Below are 17,990 nucleotides of genomic sequence, written 5' to 3' on the forward strand. Positions count from 1 at the left end.
AGTAACAACCCAACCAAGCAATCCCAGTTCATACAGAGCGCGAAACGCTCCCCCATGTCGGTTTCGCGCCATGTTGATGACGCTTGCGGATTCGGAACAGGCCGAGCCCCATGGACACTACGTCTGCTCTGGAGACGCGTGTCCCGTGGCTGTCATGGTCCTCGCTGAGTCGGACCGGAACCTCCTGCGGGCGAATGTCGAGCTTTTCGACCAGATAGACCAATTCCGTCGTGAACAGAAAGCCAGGCTCCACGATGTCCGAGGCAAGGCCTCTGATCAAATCCCCGTCGACGAGTACGGTGCCCTGCGGATCACCCGTGCGCATGCCCAGCACAATCCGCCGTAGCGATGCGAATCCCCAGGTGAGGACACCGCGTAAAGCTCCCCGTTCGACCGAAGATTCGCTATGGGCTTTCGAGCCGACCACGAACGCCGGGAAATGACCGCCGTTCCGTGAGGCGAGTGCGTCCGCGCCGTCCAAGTCGTCGAATCCAAACGGTAGGTCATCCGCCGTCAGCAAGACATGGGCTCCGCGACTCGCCTGAACTCCCACTCGAAGAGCGTTACCCAGGCCCTTTTCGCTTTGCAATACGGTGAACGCCACATCGGTGCCGTCCCATCGCTTTGCCATGCTCGTGCACAAGGCGAAGGTGTTGTCGGTGGACCCATTCTCGACGACGATGATCTCGGCGTTGCCGCCCGAGAGACGGTTCATCAGTCGTCGCGCGGTGTTCTCGATCACCGCGCTGGAATTGTGTGCAGGTATGACAACGGATAAACCGACTGCCTCGGTACTGCCCGTCATCTAGTTCACTCGCCTTTCCAGCGTTCTCACAGGCATCGTATCGCGGGAGCGTCCGGCCATCTCGTAGGCTCTGGCTCCGTGGCCACTCCTGTTATCGCGCCCGATCCATCCCGACGGCGTGTACGACGTCTCCCCGAGTGGTCGATCGCGGCATTCATCGCCGTCGCGGTCGCATTGATCGCGACTGTTCCTCGGTTGATCAACGATCGCTTCTACTACGCCGGCGACATGCTCGAGTCTTTCGTGCCGTCGTGGCACCGTATCGGCACCGAACTGCGCTCCGGGCACTGGCTCGCCATGAACCCCGACGCGTGGGTAGGCGGAAACTATGCGGGTGAGGCCGCATACGGGTTGTACAACCCCGTCAATCTCGTCAACTACGTCCTGACGTCCTACTTCGAGAATCTGTCGGTCGCCGCCTACGTGGTCATGGTCGAGTTCCTGGCCCTGTTCGCGGTCGCGACGTTCTTGTTGTGCCGGGAGTACGGCGCACGTCGCGGTCCAGCGCTTCTGGCCGGACTGACTCTTCCGTTCGGCGGATTCACGCTGTTCTACGAGGCAGGTGGATGGCCCTCCGGCATGATGGCGGTGGCCTGGGTAACCCTTTTCTGGTGGTCGGCGCTGCGGCTTTCCCGCGGACGCACCAACCCCTTCTTCACATTCGTCATCGGCGCTCTGACCGTCAGCATGGGCAACCCCTATGCGGCCCTCGGTGCCGTGATCGTCCTCGCCGGAATCGGGCTGGAGCTTCTCCTCGATCGTCGATTCCGGCGGTTGCTCGTCGTCGTAGCGACAGGTGCGTGCGCGGGGAGTGCGGCGTTGGTCACCTACCTGCCGCTCTTCCTCAGCGTCGAGGTGACGACGCGGGCGGGCAGCACTGGCATCAGCAACGACGCGTTCCTTCAACCTCAGTTCGGCGGGCTGGCCGGGCTGAGCAGTCCTACATACTTTCCCGTCATCATGACGTTCGGCGGGCCGATCGAAGTTCTTCCCTCGTTGTACTTGGGGTGGTTCGTTCTACCTCTGATGCCGTTCATTCGATGGGGCCGGATCAGGGCACTGTTCGCCTCGCCCCGATTCCGAGCGACCTACGGCCGTCGACTGGTCAGCCTCGCTGCGATCACGGTCGTGTTCCTGCTGTTCACGTTCGGGCCCTCCAACGTCGGGATGTTCCGATGGCCCATTCGATTGGTCGAGTATCTCTATCTGGGGCTGATCGTTGCGTTGTCGCTGTCCATGTCGCTCGGCCTCGCCCGAGACCATGTACGTCGGCGACTGACCCTCTCGGCAGTGACGATTGCAATCGGCTTCTATCTGGCCTTCGCGTCGTCCCCAGCTCTCACCGGACGGCACACCGTCGCAACGGTAATCGTGCTTTTGCTGGCGATCGCGTCGTACTTGTCGTGGCGTCGGTGGAGCACTGGCGGACTGGTCACGGCATTGACACTAGGCACCGTTGTGGTGATGTCTTTTCAGGTCTTCACACTCAGTGTCGACGTAATCGCCGATTCGCGTCAGGATCCGTCCAGTACCGCGCGGCTTTCCGAACAGACCGACCGATACCAGGGCACCGTGTTGCAACTCGCCGAACTCGAGGACACGAATCCGAGCGAGATCACCGACGGTCGCATCCTTTTCGGCAACGAGATACTTGCGTCAACCGTAGATTCGAGTGTCAACTCCTATACCGGGATCGGATTCACCGACTTTCAGAACGCACTGTGCATGGACTACCGCGGCGCAGTGTGCCCCGAGCTGTACGACGCCCTGTGGCAGCCGGTCAACGGCGACATCGACATCCCGCTCGTGGACTACCTACGGGTCGATACCCTTGTCGTTCAAGATGCATTGCGTCCCGAAGTGGCCGCAGCGCCTGCTCCACCGGGCTGGCGTATCACCGAGCGCGACGGCGTCCGTACGGTGATGCAGCGCAACGAGATCAGTCGCCTTCCCGGCACGGTGTCCTACACGTCCCCCGGCGTGCTTGTCGCCGAGGGAGATTCGAGTGCGCAGAGCGAGAGTGTCCGGACGTCGGGCACCGGGGGCGACATTTCGTTCGCCCGCCTGGCTTGGCCCGGATACACCGCGACAATCGATGGCGTCGACATCCCGGCGAACGCAGGGTGGCACGGCCTCTTGGAAGTGACCGTGCCACCTGGTGATCATGAACTGGCTATCTCGTTCGCCCCTCCGCGGCAACGCCTGTCGATCGCTGCGTACGCGCTCGCTGCGGTCGCCGCACTCCTACTGACCGTTGTCGACATTGCCTACCGTCGACGGAAGGTGTCCGTAAGCAAACGAACTCAGGAAGAAGCCGACACCGTCGCCTCGTGAACGGCGCGATGCGCGGGAAGGATCGTGTCTCGTTCGCCAGCGATGTCACCCGTTCCAGCAACCAGTGACAGATAGTGATTGAGCTGGGCGGACAGCGGCTCCTCGCTGTATCGAATGGTGGGAATTTCGATCACTGTCTGTTGTTGGTAGCCGTCCCGGTCCGCCGGCATGTCGTCGGCGATGTGTCGATAGATCGTGATGTCTCGACGCAACAAGTCGATCTCGATCAATCGATCGGTCTCCAGAAGGGAAAGCTGACGGATCTTTCGCTGGCTCACCCTGCTTGCCGAGATCGTCGCCACTGAACCCGACTCGAAACGCAGAACGGCGTCGGCGCAGTCCTCCGCCTGATTGTCACGGGAGGCCGGATGGAAGTACCCGAATTCCCCCTTCACTCGAGTCGGTTCGGAACCGATGAAACCGATGGCCAGGTCGACGTCGTGAATAAGCAGGTCGGTGGCCACACCCGTCGCGATGCGAGAAACGAAAGGTGAATGACGTACCCCGTTCACCTGCCACACTTCCCCGGCGAACTCTCGTGCTGTGCGCACCGCAGGATTGAATCGTTCGAGCAATCCACACATCAGCGGAACGCCCGCAGCAGCGGCTCGTTCGACCAGGTCTGCGCTCTGCTCGTACGTCGTCGCAAGCGGTTTCTCGACCAACACCGGTTTGCCGAGATCCAATATCCGCCCGGCTATGTCGTAGTGCGCCTGCGTAGCCGCCGCCACGACGACAGCGTCGATTCCTTTCAGGTCGTCGAAATCTGCTGCCCACGTCGTGGAAAAACGCTCGGCGACGGCCCGGCCCTGCTCTTCTCGCGGCTCGATGAGGAGCGCAAGCTCACACGATGCCGACTGAGAGATGACTCGGGCGTGCAGCGAGCCCATCTGGCCTGAACCGACCAGGGCGATCCTCGGTAGAGAAGTGCTCATGTCAGACTCCCATTGCTTCGCGCACGGCGGAAACGATCTTGTCGATGTCGGTGCCGGATAGCCGAGCGTGAACCGGGATGCTCAGGCACCGCGCGGCAACCGACGTCGCTACGGGCGTGTCCTCGATGATCACGCGAGGATGCTCGCGATAGCAGTCGTAGTCGTACACCGTCTTGGGATAGTAAATGCCGCTTCCGATTTCGCGTTGCATTAGACGCTCAGCGAGATCGTCTCGGCTGATCGGCGCGTCTTCGGCCACGATGACGGTGAATTGGTGCCACACGTGCCCTCTTCCCGACAGTTCGCTTGGAAGGGTCAAGCCGACAACATCGTTCAATCCGTCTCGCAACAGCTCGGCATTTCTTCGGCGCTGAGCAACCTGCTCCAAATACGTATCCAGCTGCGGCAGAGCAAGACTGGCCTGCAGATCCGTCATACGATAGTTGTGACCGACCATCTCGTACACGTAGCGCGACCGCATGCCTTGATTACGGAGCACTCTGAGCCGATCGGCCACCGCATCGTCGTCGGTCGTGATCATTCCGCCCTCGGCGGTCGTGAGATTCTTCGTCGCATAGAACGAGAAGCAGCCGGTGCCGAAAGTCCCGACGCCCTTTCCATCCAACGTCGCCCCGTGCGCCTGCGCGGCATCCTCGACGACTGCGAGACCGTGCGACTGCGCGAGCGGCATCAACGCACTCATATCGGCCGGTTGACCATAGAGGTGAACGGGCATCAAGACCTTCGTCCGGTCGTTGATCTTGCTCTCGGCGGTCGCCGGATCGAGATTGAAGTCCGATTCGGAGATGTCCGCGAACCTGGCGGTAGCCCCCGATTCGAGAATGGCATTGAGCGTCGCGACGAAAGTGAAGGGTGTGGTGAGCACTTCATCACCCGGCTCGAGATCGCGCACCTGCAGCGCAGCGGTCAGCGCCGTTGTGCCGTTGTTGACGGCCACGGCGTGGCGTGCGCCGACCAACTGGGCGAAGCCGACCTCCAGACGCTTCACCTTCGGTCCCTGGGCGACAATTCCCGATCGCAAGGTGTCCAGCACTTCGCGCTCGACATCCTCCCCGAAAGAGATGCTGGAAACAGAAATCACTAGGCGTCTCCTCGGAAGACTTCGTTCACGACTCGATAGCCGCCGATGTGGACAATCACACAAGGACACTATCGAACCCACCACGCGGTTCTTGCCGCCCTGGCCCCGCGGGTACTGTCCCTGCTGAATGATTGTCGACGAAACAGTGGTTCGACCAGGAGGGCAGTCTCGAGTGTCAGCAAGTTCGGTAGGCAGCAATTGCCAAATCCATGAGACGGCAATCATCGGCGACGGAGTACGAATCGGTGACCGAGTCACGATCGGTCCGTACGCCGTGCTCACGGGCCCCCTGGAGGTGGGAGACGACTGCTGGATCGGCGCGCAGACCGTCCTCGGAGCACCACCCGAAATCTACGGGCATCCTCACTTCGCGTCGTACACCGAGGCCAGCGATGGTTTCGGCGTCACTATCGGACCGCGCACCGTCATTCGCGAACTCACCGCCGTGCACAAAGGTAGCGAACGCCCGACCACGATCGGCTCCGATTCGTTCATCATGAATCGAATATCGGTCGGCCATGACTGCCAGTTGGGCGATGGCACGATCGCTGCGCCGGCCGTGACCTTCGGCGGACATGTGACCTTGGGCGCCGGATGCAACATGGGTATGAACAGCACGATCCATCAGCGGCGCGTGATGGGATCCGGCGCCATGGTCGGCATGGGCGGCATCGCAACCAAGGATGTTCCGCCATTCGCCACCGTCGTGGGAAATCCTGCAGTTCTGCACAGCGCGAATACCGTCGGCATGTCGCGCAAAGGCTATGACTCTGCCGATATCGACGCCATTGCCGCCGCCTATTCCGAAGGCTCCCTGCCGGCGTTCGACGAGCTGAGCGAAACAGCGGCACAGGCATTCGCCTGGTGGAACGGGCTGGTCACCAAACCACTTCTGACCTGACCACCCGCGGGTTCGTCCAGAGAACGGCTGGGCTATTGGTATCGTCGGGATTCGTTACATTGTCGTTGAAAGGGTGAAACCCGGTGAGTTCTATCGAAGAACCGGAATCCACGCCTGCTGACGACGCTCCGAAACGTACGAAACGTACCGTCCTCGCGAACGTCGCCCGCGTCGCGGTCACTCTGGCGATTCTCGTCGCCATCGTCTTCGCAGTGAAATCACAGTGGTCCGAGGTGAAGGACACCATCGACCAGCTGAGCTGGTGGTCACTCATCGCGTCGGCACTGTTCGTGTTTCTCGGAATGGGTGCGGCCGTTCGTGCTTGGCAGCATGCGCTCGGCGCACTGGAGCAGCCGATCCCCGCTTTCGACGCCGCCCGCTGTTATCTGGTCGGCCAACTCGGAAAGTACCTTCCCGGCAGCGTATGGGCCTTCGTTCTCCAGACCGAGCTTGTTCGACGCGCTGGTGTATCTCGCGCAGCAGGCTTCACCGCCGTTCTCGTCACAGTCGGGCTCAGCACGACCTCTGCTCTCGTCGTCGGGTTACTTGGACTGCCGGCGCTGTTTCAGGTCAGCACCGTGGCAGCGGTCGCCGTCATCGTGCTGGTTCCGATAGCACTCGTCTGCGCGTATCCCCCGGTCCTGACGCATCTCGTCAACCTGGCGTTGAAGCTCCTGCGGCGCCCGCCGCTCCACAAGCCGCTGACCATGCGCAAGATCGGCCTGGCTTTGGGATGGTGCGGGGCAAGCTGGATTCTGTACGGAGTCCACTTGTGGATCCTCGCGTCGAGCACTGCCGGTTTTCAAGTCGGTGGACTCATCGAGTGCATCGGGGCTCTCGCCCTCGGAATGTGCGCAGGTGTGTTGGTCATCGTCGTGCCATCGGGAATCGGCGTTCGCGAAGCGGTGATCGTTGCCGCGCTGTCGCCGTTCATGGATGCCGGCGTCGCCCTGGGTCTGGCACTCGCCTCACGTCTGGTGTTCACACTCTGCGAAGTCCTCGCGGGAATAGTAGCGGCACTGGCCGGCTCTCGCGCACTACGAAACATGTTCGTCCACGAGCATTCTCGGGTAGCGCAGCCGATCAAGGCGTAGCTGCCAGTCAAGGTCTAGCTGGGGACTCGGCTTTGGGCGCCCAGACACCGACGAAGCTGCCACACGATACTGCGCGACCTTTCAATCGAGAGCGAATGTCCGACAGGACACCGGATGGGTCCACGATCGGAGCTGTAGGTGCGACCACCGCAGGAACCTCGGATGCACTCGCCAACTGCTCGGGTCCGACGGTTGCGAACAAGACCAGGTACTGACCGTTCTCCTGCATCCGATCCGCCTCCGCCCGTATCCTCTCGCGCGAATCTCCGATCAACTCGATCGGCAGCATCCAATCGAGCGGAAATGGATTGTGCAAATGCAGCGCAGGGTAAACGAACGCATTGTCGGGAAGAATGGCGACATCTTCCGCCGGATAGGCCTCGATGCACTGACGTATCTGCTGAATATAGGCGAACGTACTGGCGTTGGATTCGATCCCGCGCATTTCTGGAATCGCCGTACCCAGATCCGCCACCAGTTCATCGCGTGGGCGGTCACGATACGGATTCTGCGCCTGCTCCACAGTCACGAACCCGGCAACGACGACAGTGACCGTCACCGCAGCAGCAAGAGCGCCGCCCCGTCGAATCCACAAATTCTGTTCCGATACGGTCGGCAGAAGCAGGTTTCGTTTCACCAGGTCGAGCGTCAACAAGACCATGCTCCCCGCCAGGAGCGTCGGTGAGTCGTAACCCCAGGACAGGCTCGCCATCCAGGCCAACAGGAGCAATCCCAGCGGTCGCCACGGAATGGTTCGATGGGAGAGCGCGTCGACGAGAACACACGCGGCAAGCATCCAGAAGAGGGCGATGCCCCACACTCCCGCACGTTCCAGCCTTCCGTGGAAGACGACGAGTAGCACCGTTGCTACAGCCACCGACGCTGGCAATACACTGAGCCACCTGGACCATCGGGCCGGAACACGTTGCGGAAGAACAATAATGAAAACAATGGCCGAGACGAACACCGCGATCGCGATTACAAACGATGACGAAAAACCTGGATCGAAGATGCGTCTGCCCGTGGCGGCGACACCACCGGTCAGTTGCGAAAGCATGTCACCGAAACCGCCGGCCGCAGTGACAACCAACAGATAGGCCAGCGGCGCCGCCAGGAGCACCACGATGTCGATTCCGAGACGCCGAAAACGCGGACGCTTCTTCGAAGCGGGATGCACAAGCAGGACAACGAGACCGACTGCGACTGCAGGAACGAAACTTTGTTTGGTTATCGAGGCGAATCCGAGCGCGAAGAGACCGAACCTATAGAGGAGTGTTCGATCTGTACGTAGTCCGATATCCAATGCCCACCAACCACATACGACGAGAAAGATGCCATCGATGGTGTGCCACGCATTGATCGGGAACAAATGGATGTTGAGAAACACCGCTGCGACAACCATCGATGTCCGCAACAGGCCCCATTGCCTGAGTGGATAATCTGACGTCCACGACGCGAGGACTACGGTCAGGATGATCATCTGAAGTGTTGCAACTGCAATCGATATCAGAAACAACGGGCCTGGTAGCAGTAAATCCAGAACATGCAGATACGCAGACCCCAATGGCCGTGCCGAAATGATGTCGAGATGCGGAATCTCTCCGTGAAGGACCCGCCAGCTTTGAGCTACAACGAAGCCCTGATCAGTCGGATTGAACCCGAACCGCTCGATGCCGAGAGTGATAGCACCGGTGAGAACAATTATCCAGAGTAAATGAAGCGCCATCCTGCGGGTCGACGCATGCTGCAGCACACTCCGACCCCGCAGGACACCACTGTCAGTTCTCAGCGTGCTATTACCGATTCCTTCTCGGCATAACCGGATTCGGTTGCATCCTTCTGCGGACGCCACCACTGCTCGTTCTCGCGGTACCAGTCGACCGTCGCCTTCAGGCCGCTGCGGAAGTCCACGTACTCCGGTGTCCAACCCAATTCGGTTTCAAGCTTGGTCCAGTCGATCGCGTAGCGCAGATCGTGGCCCGGTCGATCGGTGACGAAATCGAATGCGTCGGCGGCCTGTCCGGTTTCCTCGAGGATCGTCTCGAGGACCTCACGGTTGTTCTTCTCCCCGTCGGCGCCGATCAGATACGTTTCGCCCATCGCGCCCTTCTCGATGATCGTCCACACCGCGTGGTTGTGATCGTCGACGTGGATCCAGTCCCGCACGTTGTGCCCGGCGCCGTACAGCTTCGGCCTGGCACCGGACAGAATGTTGGTGATCTGCCGAGGAATGAACTTCTCTACGTGCTGGTACGGGCCGTAATTGTTGGAGCAGTTCGAGATCGTGGCGCGAACCCCGAACGACCGCACCCACGCCCGCACCAGAAGGTCACTCGACGCCTTCGTCGAGGAATACGGGCTCGACGGGTTGTACGGAGTCGACTCGGTGAAACGCGCCGGGTCGTCGAGCTCGAGGTCCCCGTAGACCTCGTCGGTAGAAATGTGGTGGTAGCGGACGTCGTGCTCGCGGACGGCCTGCAGCAGCGTCGTCGTACCGATGACGTTGGTGTGGACGAACGGCCACGGGTTGCTCAAGCTGTTGTCATTGTGCGACTCAGCGGCGAAATGAACCACGAGATCGGTCTCCGCGACAAGCCGGTTCACCAGTTCTGCATCAGCGACGTCACCTTCGACGAAGTCGATCTTGTCTGCCACCGAGTCCAGTGACGAGCGGTTACCCGCATAGGTGAGCGCATCGAGCACCGTCACCTGCGCATCGGGTCGCTCGGCAACGGTCTGATGCACGAAATTGGCACCGATGAACCCGGCGCCACCGGTAACGAGCAGTTTCATAAGGGTGACCATACCGGCCCTACCGCTTTCGAGCCGACCTTGTCGTTGCGTCGTGTTAGCGTGCCGGCGACTTCGGGGGGGAGTGCCATGGGGCTACGCAAAAAACTTCTAGGACTGGCAGTAAGCCTGGTCGTCTTCAACGCACTGCTGTGGGGACTGCCGAAGATCTCGCCTGAAGTGCCGGAGCGATGCGAGGGTGTGACAGCCGCGACGCCGCCACCGGGGACTGCTGCGAAGGCCACCGCGTCTCCCCTCCCACCGGGTTTTCCGTCGATAGAACGGCCGCCCCCGAAGATCGTCGTGCCCGACGGGCAGCCTCAGCCCCTTGCAACCAAGCTCGGGTTGACCTACGAGGTTCCTACCGGCTGGGACGTCTGGCAGACGGGCGTTGCGGGGTGGACCGGCGATGACGGGACATCTGCAAGGTACGGCGCCCTCGGCTTCTACGACAGGACAGACTGTTCGGACGGCGAGCACTCGGAACGCGCGATGACCGGCATAACTGGCCGGCGCACTCTGGATCTGAAGGCGACCGCTTTGGCCGAGGTCGCGAAGGCAGAAATGATCTTTTCGGGTGCTGATGATTCGCAGAAGCCGAACGTGTCGATCAGCGGCCCCGAGAAATTCGTGATCGACAACCAACCCGCTGTTCGATACCGGGCCACGGTGAAAGATATCCCCGAAGCCGAGGAACATTGCGCCTCGGGAGAAGCAACATTCGACGTGGTCGCCACTCCCGGATACGCGACCGCCGAGGTCGTTGTCTTCATAGTCCGAGCGGAACGCGACGTTGACAATGCACTGAGCTATTCCGAGATCGACGACCTGATTTCCACACTTCGAAAGAGCTGACATGACAGAAGGATTCGAGGTTGATACCGCTGAGGTCGCCGGCCTCGGAAGTCTGGCGGACCGTATCGGTCACGGCACCTTGGCGAGCCATCGCTATATCGGCGAACATGCAGGCCTCAGCGGCACCATCCCCGGACAGATTTTACAACGGTTGGCACCGTTCATCACGAACTATCAGGCCAAGAAGATCCCCGTCTTAGGAAGAAGCCTGGCAGATCGAACGGATAGTCGAAATATGCTGGCAAGCTATGGATCTGACCATGAAACTTGTCCGCAACATCGAGGAAGTGGTCGACGATTTCGGGTGGTTCCTGGATGCGATCGCCGATCCCACCGGCCGGATCGGCCGGACCATCGAACAGCATCTGACCCCGCTGACCGACTTTCTGGACAAAGGAAAACCGCAATCGACACCGAAAAGACTGCCGACAGCACCCCACTGATCTTCACTCCCGACGAGAGGTTCTCCGTCGGAGAAGGCTCAGCACCCTGGCAGGACGCATGACCGACGACCCAGCAATGAGTGCTGCTCGAGATCGCGTACTCGACTCGCTGAATCGGCTCGATGCGGCACGTCGGCACGCAGTGAGTGTCACCATCGGGGCATCGACCACGCGTCACGCCGTCACTGCAAAGTTTCTTGCGCGCCTCGCCGAATCGACACATGCGTCGCCGGAGTTGCGTGAGTTTTCTCGGCGAGTTTCAGCGAAAGACACCACTTGGGACCGCCTCGAATTCGACGCAAAACCCATACCCGCCGAGGTGCGCGAACTCCGCGCAGACCTCAGCGTCGATTGGCCGGGAAATTGGCCACTACAGACCGAGGAACAGCCGTTTCGCATCGAATGGCAATGACCGCGGACGCGCGCAGACCTTTCTGATCTGCGAGACTTCCGAATATGCGGGGAATTATTCTGGCGGGCGGTACCGGGTCGCGTCTTCATCCGATCACGATGGGCATCAGCAAGCAGTTGGTGCCGGTGTACGACAAGCCGATGATCTATTACCCACTCTCGACGCTGATCTTGGCCAATATCCGCGATATTCTGATCATCACCACCGAACAGGATTCGCAGCAGTTCCAACGTCTGCTCGGTGACGGCTCCCAGTTCGGCATCAACCTGACATACAAGGTTCAGCACGAGCCGAACGGGCTCGCTCAGGCATTCGTCCTCGGAGCGGACCATATCGGCTCCGACAGTGCCGCTTTGGTGCTCGGCGACAACATCTTCTACGGCCCCGGACTGGGATCGCAACTGGGCAGATTCGGTGACATCGACGGCGGAGCAGTCTTCGCCTACGAGGTGAAGGATCCCAGCGCATACGGCGTCATCGAGTTCGACGCCGCCGGCAAGGCGATCTCGTTGGAAGAGAAGCCGAAAGTCCCGAAGTCGAACTTTTCCGTCCCCGGCCTGTACTTCTACGACAACGACGTACTCGCCATCGCCCGCGATCTGGAGCCATCGGCGCGGGGCGAATACGAGATCACCGACGTCAACCGGCACTACCTCGACGCTGGGCGTCTTGCCGTGGAAGTGTTGCCCCGCGGGACGGCATGGCTCGATACCGGCACCTTCGATTCGCTACTCGATGCTTCCAATTATGTGCGCACCATCGAGCAACGGCAGGGCCTGAAAATTGGTTCACCGGAGGAAGTGTCGTGGCGTCGGGGATTCATCACCGACGATCAACTGCGGGAACGGGCAACAAAGCTGGTCAAATCCGGGTACGGGCAGTATCTGCTCGACCTCGTCGATCGCGGCAAGTAGAGGATTTGTGTAGATGAGTTTTCGTGAATTGAAAATCCCCGGTGCGTTCGAATTCACCCCACGTCAGTTCGGTGACGATCGCGGTGTGTTCTTCGAATGGTTCAAATCCTCGGACTTCGAACAGGCCGTCGGGCGGCCGTTGGAGTTGGCGCAGGCGAACTGCTCGGTCTCTGCAGCCGGGGTGCTGCGCGGTATCCACTTCACCGACACCCCACCCGGCCAGGCGAAATACGTCACCTGCACCAAGGGCGCGTTTCTGGATGTGATCGTCGATCTGCGGGTCGGGTCGCCGACATTCGGGACATGGGACAGTGTGCTGATCGACGACGTCGACCGTCGTGCGGTGTATCTCCCGGAAGGCCTCGGGCATGCGATCTTGTCGCTCGAAGACGGCTCGACGGTAATGTACCTGTGCTCGATCGAGTACGCCCCGAGTCTGGATCGCGACATGAATCCGCTCGATATCGATCTGGCGATCGACTGGCCCACCCTCGCCCGCGACGGCTCCCCACTCGAGTACCAACTCTCCGACAAAGACAAAGCTGCACCCTCACTCGCGCAGGCCATCGACGCCGGATACTTGCCGACCTACACAGCCTGAGCGCAGACGATCAGCGGATCTTGAAGATCACGGTGCGCTGGACGATGAAGTTGATGACCGTCGCGGTCCCTTGGGCGATGACGAACGCTGCGGCGCTGTACAGGATCGTCTCAGGCCAAACATGTCCGAAGACGGTGTACAAAGCGTTCTGCACCCCGAAGGTCGCAGCGTAGAGCGCGACCACAGCAATGAATCGAGCGCGCGAAGGTGCCGCGCGGAACGTCCAACGCCGATTTATCAGGTACGCCACCGTCGTACCCACGATGAATCCGACGGCTTTGGCGATCGACAGTTGGAAGTCGAGGCCGTACTGCAAGGCGATGGTGATGGAGAAGTCGAAGATCGCCGACAGCACTCCCGTCGCCAAGAAGCGGATCACCTGGGTCTTGAGATCCAGGGCGTCGTCGGCGATGTTCTCGGTCAGCGGCAGCTCGACGGGGAGGGGAACGTGGTGCTGGAGTTCCTCGTCTTCGGCTGACCAGTCGTCGGGTTGCGGCACGATCACCCACACTAGCTGTCTCATCGACGAGAGCGCAGCCTGCGAAGCGACCGAGATGACCGAGTACCCTCTAGACCGATGTCCACGACAGCCGACGACGCACTCTTCCCCCTGGAACCACAGGCCGGGAACACTGCGCCGCTACCCACGCAGACCCGCACGCTTTCCGGATGGGGCCGCACCTCGCCGTCCACCGGTGAGGTGCTCTCGACTTCCGACCTGGAGCTCATCGCGAGCGCAGTCAAACAAGTCGCAGAGCAAAACGACAGCAAGCCCTCTCACCTGCGCCGCGGCGTCATTGCGCGTGGCCTTGGCCGCTCGTACGGCGACAATGCGCAGAACTCGGGCGGCCTCGTCATCGACATGACGGCGCTCACCGGCATCCACAGCATCGACGCTGGAACTCGTATCGTCGACGTGGACGGCGGCGTCAGTCTCGACCAGCTGATGCGCGCAGCACTGCCCTTCGGCCTGTGGGTTCCGGTGTTGCCGGGGACGCGTCAGGTCACCATCGGTGGCGCGATCGGCACGGATATCCACGGTAAGAACCATCACAGTGCCGGTAGCTTCGGCAACCATGTGCGCTCGATGGAGCTCCTCACCGCTGATGGACAGATCCGGCACCTCACCCCGACAGGAAAAAGTGCCAAGCTGTTCTGGGCCACTGTCGGTGGCAACGGCCTCACCGGGATCATCCTGCGGGCGACCATCGAGATGACGCCGACCGAGACGGCCTATTTCATCGCCGACGGTGACGTCACCCGGAACCTCGACGAAACCATCGCCCTGCACAGTGATGGCAGCGAGAACAACTACGACTACTCGAGCGCCTGGTTCGACGCCATCGCCGCCCCGCCGAAGCTCGGCCGTGCCGCCGTGTCGCGTGGGTCCTTGGCGAGGCTCGATCAGCTGCCCGAGAAACTGCAGAAGGATCCGCTTCGATTCAACGCGAAGCCGCTGCTGACGTTCCCCGATGTGTTCCCCAACGGGCTGGCCAACAAGTTCACGCTCGGCGCGGTCGGTCAGGCGTGGTACCTCAAAGCAGGTAATTACCGGAACAAGGTTCAGAACCTCACGGCGTTCTACCACCCGCTCGACATGTTCGGTGAGTGGAATCGTGCATACGGTTCGAACGGGTTCCTGCAGTACCAGTTCGTGGTGCCGCCGGAGGCTGTCGACGAGTTCAAGAAGATCATCGTCGACATTCAGAAGTCGGGGCACTACTCCTTCCTCAACGTCTTCAAGCTGTTCGGTCCGGGAAACAAAGCGCCACTGAGCTTCCCGATCCCAGGCTGGAACATCTGCGTCGATTTTCCGATCAAGGCAGGCTTGGGCGAGTTCGTTCGAGAACTCGACAAGCGCGTCCTCGAATTCGGCGGACGCCTCTACACGGCGAAGGACTCACGCACCAGCGCCGAGACCTTCCATGCGATGTACCCCCGGATCGACGAGTGGATCAAGGTTCGCCGATCCGTCGACCCCACAGGCGTTTTCGCCTCCGATATGGCCAGAAGGTTGGAATTGTTGTGACGATCGACGCTGTGGGCAACCCACAGACCATTCTCGTACTCGGCGGAACAAGCGAGATCGGCCTGGCGATCGCCGAGGAGTACCTGTCGAAGTCACCGGCACGCGTCATTCTCGCCGCACTGCCGAACGACCCTCTCCGTGACGGCGCCATAGCACAGCTGACCGCCAAGGGCGCCAAGTCCGTCGACGTCATCGATTTCGATGCGCTCGACACAGCGTCGCACCCCAAGGTGATAAACGAAGCCTGGTCCAAGGGCGACGTCGACGTCGCAATCGTCGCATTCGCGGTAGATTTCGACGCCGAAGAACTGTGGCAGGACCAGCGCAAGGCAGTGCTCGCCGCGAACATCAACTACACGGCATCGGTTTCGGTCGGTGTGCTGCTGGGCGAGAAGATGAAAGCACAGGCCTACGGCCGCATCATCGTCATGTCCTCGGTGGCGGGTGAGCGGGTTCGTCGCTCCAACTTCGTCTACGGCTCCACCAAGGCCGGACTCGACGGCTTCTACCTCGGGCTCGGAGAAGCGTTGCGCGAGTTCGGTCCTCGCGTCACGGTCGTTCGGCCGGGAATGGTGCGCACCAAGTTCAGCGCGCACGTCAAGGAAGCGCCGATGACCGTCGACAAGGAGGTCATCGCGAAGCTCGCGGTGAACGCTTCGCAGAAGGGCAAAGAGCTCATCTGGACGCCGGCGCCGTGGCGTCTGGTGATGATGGTTCTGCGGCACGTCCCGCGGCCGATCTTCCGCAAGCTCCCTATCTAGATGAGACGAGCGCTCGGCACGGCCTTCGAAGGCGTACTGGCCGCTCTCGTCGCGGCAATTGTTGCGACGGTCGGGTTGTATGCCTTCTCACTCGTCGAGTGGCCGGCATTCAACTCGTCCAACGTCACCCGCGCCGTGACGACGCTCGGCCAAGTCGCCTGCGCCATCGCGTTCGCAGTGGCCATCGCGCTCTACCGTCGAGGAAAGCTCGAATGGTTGGCGAAGTCACTGACGTGGGTCGGGCTGTCCGGATTCGTGACGATCACCCTCGGAATGCCGCTGGCCGCAACCAAGCTGTACTTGTTCGGCGTCTCGGTCGACCAGGAGTTCCGTACAGAATATCTGACGCGGCTCACCGATTCGGCCGCACTCCGCGATATGACGTACGCAGACGTCCCGCCCTTTTATCCCGCGGGATGGTTTTGGCTGGGCGGGCGCGTCGGAAACCTGCTCGGCATGGATGGCTGGGAAGTGTTCAAGCCGTTCGCAATCGGATTCCTCGCCGTCACCGCAGTGCTGGCCTTCACGCTGTGGAAAGCACTCGTGAGGGTCGACTGGGCCGTCGCCGTCAGCGCAGTGACAACTGCACTGGTCGTCGCCTATGCATCTCCCGAGGCCTACAGCGCCGTCATCGCCCTGCTGATCGCGCCTGCACTCCTGTTGGCCTGGGGTGCGCTGAACAGACCGGTTGCTGCCGGTGTCAGCGGACGCTTGAATGGCGCCTTCAAGCCATCTGATCGTATGAATGGACCATTGAAGCGATCAGGGGGCGCGGGCGAACCCCAGCGATCAGGGGGCACGGGCTCCTGGGGATGGGGAGCGGTCGTGGGCACCGGCCTGTTCCTCGGCCTGGCCGCCACTTTCTACACCCTTTACCTGGGCCTGGCTGCGTTCGCGGTCACGTTGATGGCCGTCGTATCGGCGATCTCGGGTATCAGGGCCCAGAAGAGCTGGCGCGCGGCGATTCCTGTTGCCGTCCGACTTGTCGTCATCGCAGCTATCTCCGGTCTCGTGGCGCTGACCGTGTGGCTCCCCTATCTGGCCGACGCTCTGACCGGGACGCCGTCGACGTCGGGAACCGCTCTGCACTACCTTCCGGAGGCCGGTGCGACACTGCCGTTTCCGATGTTGGAGTTCTCGTTGGTCGGTGCACTGTGCCTTGTGGGAACGTTGTGGCTCGCGGTGCGGGCGGCGTCTTCGCGTCGCGCCCAGGCGTTGGGCATCGGCGTCGTCGCGGTCTACCTATGGACGCTTCTGTCGATGGCTGCCACCGTCGCGGGCACGACGCTACTGTCGTTCCGACTCGAAGCCGTCCTGATCGTATTGCTCGGCGCAGCAGGCGTTTTCGGCTTCCTCGAAGGCTCCAAAGCGATCTACCAGGCGATCAACGAACCGTCACGGTTCAAGATTGCGGCCGTCGTGATCGCGGCCGTCGGGGCAATGGCGTTCGCACAGAGCATTCCGCAGATCCTCCAAACCGAGATCACCGTCGCCTACTCCGATACCGACGGTGACGGCGTGCGCGCCGACAAGCGTCCGCCGAGCGCGGTGTCGTACTACAGCGAAGTCGACGCTGCCATCGGCGAGCAGATCGGCAGACCTCGGGACGAGACGATCGTGTTGACTGCCGACACGTCGTTCCTGAGCTACTACCCGTACTTCGGGTTCCAAGGCCTGACCTCGCATTATGCGAATCCGCTCGCCCAGTTCGACGAGCGCGCTGCAGCTATCGCAGACTGGGCGAAGCTCGAGTCTCCTGACGAACTGATCGCGGCCATGGACGGCAGTGCATGGGCGGCGCCGGATGCGTTCCTGTTCCGGCGTGGGGCCGAGGGTTACACCCTTCGGTTGGCCGAGGACGTGTACCCGAACGATCCGAACGTCCGCCGCTACACCGTCACTTTCGACGAATCGTTGTTCGAGGATCAGCGGTTCACCGTCACCGACATCGGCCCGTTCGCCCTGGTCACCCGCATTGCCTAGAAGAATCACATAACGTTCACGTAACGTGCAT

The 17,990-nt window shown here is 61.2% G+C and carries 17 protein-coding genes; 11 read left to right on the forward strand and 6 right to left on the reverse strand.

Features of this window, described 5'->3' with window-relative positions; all coding sequences use genetic code 11:
- Positions 1 to 28: 28 nt before the first annotated feature.
- Positions 29 to 805 carry a glycosyltransferase gene (locus QMK32_RS05610; RefSeq protein WP_269301825.1) on the reverse strand — a complete coding sequence of 259 codons (777 nt, stop codon included), beginning with the start codon at positions 803 to 805 and terminating at the stop codon, positions 29 to 31.
- A 78-nt stretch (positions 806 to 883) separates the two neighbouring features.
- On the opposite strand from QMK32_RS05610, the gene QMK32_RS05615 reads away from it, so the two are divergent.
- Positions 884 to 3,139: a glycosyltransferase family protein gene (locus QMK32_RS05615; RefSeq protein WP_283473573.1), complete on the forward strand. Its 2,256-nt coding sequence runs from the start codon at positions 884 to 886 to the stop codon at positions 3,137 to 3,139.
- Here QMK32_RS05615 and QMK32_RS05620 read toward each other — a convergent pair.
- Together QMK32_RS05620 and QMK32_RS05625 are read right to left on the reverse strand one after the other, a co-directional pair.
- Positions 3,109 to 4,074 (reverse strand): Gfo/Idh/MocA family protein, encoded by a 966-nt coding sequence (locus QMK32_RS05620; RefSeq protein WP_283473575.1) that lies wholly within the window; start codon positions 4,072 to 4,074, stop codon positions 3,109 to 3,111. The two genes, QMK32_RS05615 and QMK32_RS05620, sit on opposite strands and share 31 nt — an antisense overlap.
- Before the next feature lies 1 nt (position 4,075).
- Positions 4,076 to 5,176, reverse strand: coding sequence for a DegT/DnrJ/EryC1/StrS family aminotransferase (locus tag QMK32_RS05625; protein ID WP_283473576.1), 1,101 nt, complete (start codon positions 5,174 to 5,176; stop codon positions 4,076 to 4,078).
- 172 nt (positions 5,177 to 5,348) lie between these two features.
- Between QMK32_RS05625 and QMK32_RS05630 the strand changes: the two genes are divergently transcribed.
- Positions 5,349 to 6,077, forward strand: coding sequence for an LbetaH domain-containing protein (locus QMK32_RS05630; protein ID WP_283473578.1), 729 nt, complete (start codon positions 5,349 to 5,351; stop codon positions 6,075 to 6,077).
- Between the two features lie 83 nt (positions 6,078 to 6,160).
- On the forward strand, positions 6,161 to 7,171 hold the full coding sequence (locus tag QMK32_RS05635; protein WP_283473580.1) for a lysylphosphatidylglycerol synthase transmembrane domain-containing protein: 1,011 nt from the start codon (positions 6,161 to 6,163) through the stop codon (positions 7,169 to 7,171).
- Positions 7,172 to 7,178: 7 nt separating this feature from the next.
- On the opposite strand, the gene QMK32_RS05640 is transcribed toward QMK32_RS05635, so the two are convergent.
- Both QMK32_RS05640 and rfbB read right to left on the reverse strand, forming a co-directional pair.
- Positions 7,179 to 8,897: a hypothetical protein gene (locus tag QMK32_RS05640; protein WP_283473582.1), complete on the reverse strand. Its 1,719-nt coding sequence runs from the start codon at positions 8,895 to 8,897 to the stop codon at positions 7,179 to 7,181.
- A gap of 59 nt (positions 8,898 to 8,956) precedes the next feature.
- Positions 8,957 to 9,964 carry a dTDP-glucose 4,6-dehydratase gene (rfbB, locus tag QMK32_RS05645; protein WP_283473584.1) on the reverse strand — a complete coding sequence of 336 codons (1,008 nt, stop codon included), beginning with the start codon at positions 9,962 to 9,964 and terminating at the stop codon, positions 8,957 to 8,959.
- Positions 9,965 to 10,051: 87 nt separating this feature from the next.
- Here rfbB and QMK32_RS05650 point away from each other — a divergent pair, with 87 nt between their 5' ends.
- The 5 genes from QMK32_RS05650 (at position 10,052) to QMK32_RS05670 (ending at position 13,186) form a co-directional block, all read left to right on the forward strand.
- Positions 10,052 to 10,816, forward strand: a complete 765-nt coding sequence (locus QMK32_RS05650; protein ID WP_283473586.1) for a DUF8017 domain-containing protein — start codon at positions 10,052 to 10,054, stop codon at positions 10,814 to 10,816.
- A gap of 248 nt (positions 10,817 to 11,064) precedes the next feature.
- Positions 11,065 to 11,259: a hypothetical protein gene (locus QMK32_RS05655; RefSeq protein WP_283473588.1), complete on the forward strand. Its 195-nt coding sequence runs from the start codon at positions 11,065 to 11,067 to the stop codon at positions 11,257 to 11,259.
- Positions 11,260 to 11,317: 58 nt separating this feature from the next.
- Positions 11,318 to 11,671 (forward strand): hypothetical protein, encoded by a 354-nt coding sequence (locus QMK32_RS05660; protein WP_283473589.1) that lies wholly within the window; start codon positions 11,318 to 11,320, stop codon positions 11,669 to 11,671.
- Positions 11,672 to 11,715: 44 nt separating this feature from the next.
- Positions 11,716 to 12,585, forward strand: coding sequence for a glucose-1-phosphate thymidylyltransferase RfbA (gene rfbA / locus QMK32_RS05665; RefSeq protein WP_269301835.1), 870 nt, complete (start codon positions 11,716 to 11,718; stop codon positions 12,583 to 12,585).
- 13 nt (positions 12,586 to 12,598) lie between these two features.
- The gene (locus QMK32_RS05670; RefSeq protein ID WP_283473590.1) at positions 12,599 to 13,186 is read left to right on the forward strand and encodes a dTDP-4-dehydrorhamnose 3,5-epimerase family protein; all 588 of its coding nucleotides are present in this window, start codon (positions 12,599 to 12,601) and stop codon (positions 13,184 to 13,186) included.
- 10 nt (positions 13,187 to 13,196) lie between these two features.
- Here the strand turns inward: QMK32_RS05670 and QMK32_RS05675 are convergent, their stop codons facing one another.
- Complete coding sequence (locus tag QMK32_RS05675) at positions 13,197 to 13,709, reverse strand: GtrA family protein (RefSeq protein WP_283473591.1); 513 nt, start codon at positions 13,707 to 13,709, stop codon at positions 13,197 to 13,199.
- A gap of 54 nt (positions 13,710 to 13,763) precedes the next feature.
- Here QMK32_RS05675 and dprE1 point away from each other — a divergent pair, with 54 nt between their 5' ends.
- Genes dprE1 through QMK32_RS05690 form a run of 3 tightly spaced genes read left to right on the forward strand, consistent with a single transcriptional unit; the run spans position 13,764 to position 17,959 of the window.
- On the forward strand, positions 13,764 to 15,215 hold the full coding sequence (gene dprE1 / locus QMK32_RS05680) for a decaprenylphosphoryl-beta-D-ribose oxidase (RefSeq protein WP_283473592.1): 1,452 nt from the start codon (positions 13,764 to 13,766) through the stop codon (positions 15,213 to 15,215).
- On the forward strand, positions 15,212 to 15,976 hold the full coding sequence (gene dprE2, locus QMK32_RS05685; protein ID WP_283473593.1) for a decaprenylphospho-beta-D-erythro-pentofuranosid-2-ulose 2-reductase: 765 nt from the start codon (positions 15,212 to 15,214) through the stop codon (positions 15,974 to 15,976). Before dprE1 ends, dprE2 begins: the two co-directional genes overlap by 4 nt.
- Positions 15,977 to 17,959, forward strand: a complete 1,983-nt coding sequence (locus QMK32_RS05690; RefSeq protein ID WP_283473594.1) for a galactan 5-O-arabinofuranosyltransferase — start codon at positions 15,977 to 15,979, stop codon at positions 17,957 to 17,959.
- The last annotated feature ends 31 nt before the right edge of the window (positions 17,960 to 17,990 follow it).

This window comes from Rhodococcus sp. H29-C3, from assembly GCF_030063405.1.
Taxonomy (GTDB): Bacteria; Actinomycetota; Actinomycetes; order Mycobacteriales; family Mycobacteriaceae; genus Rhodococcoides.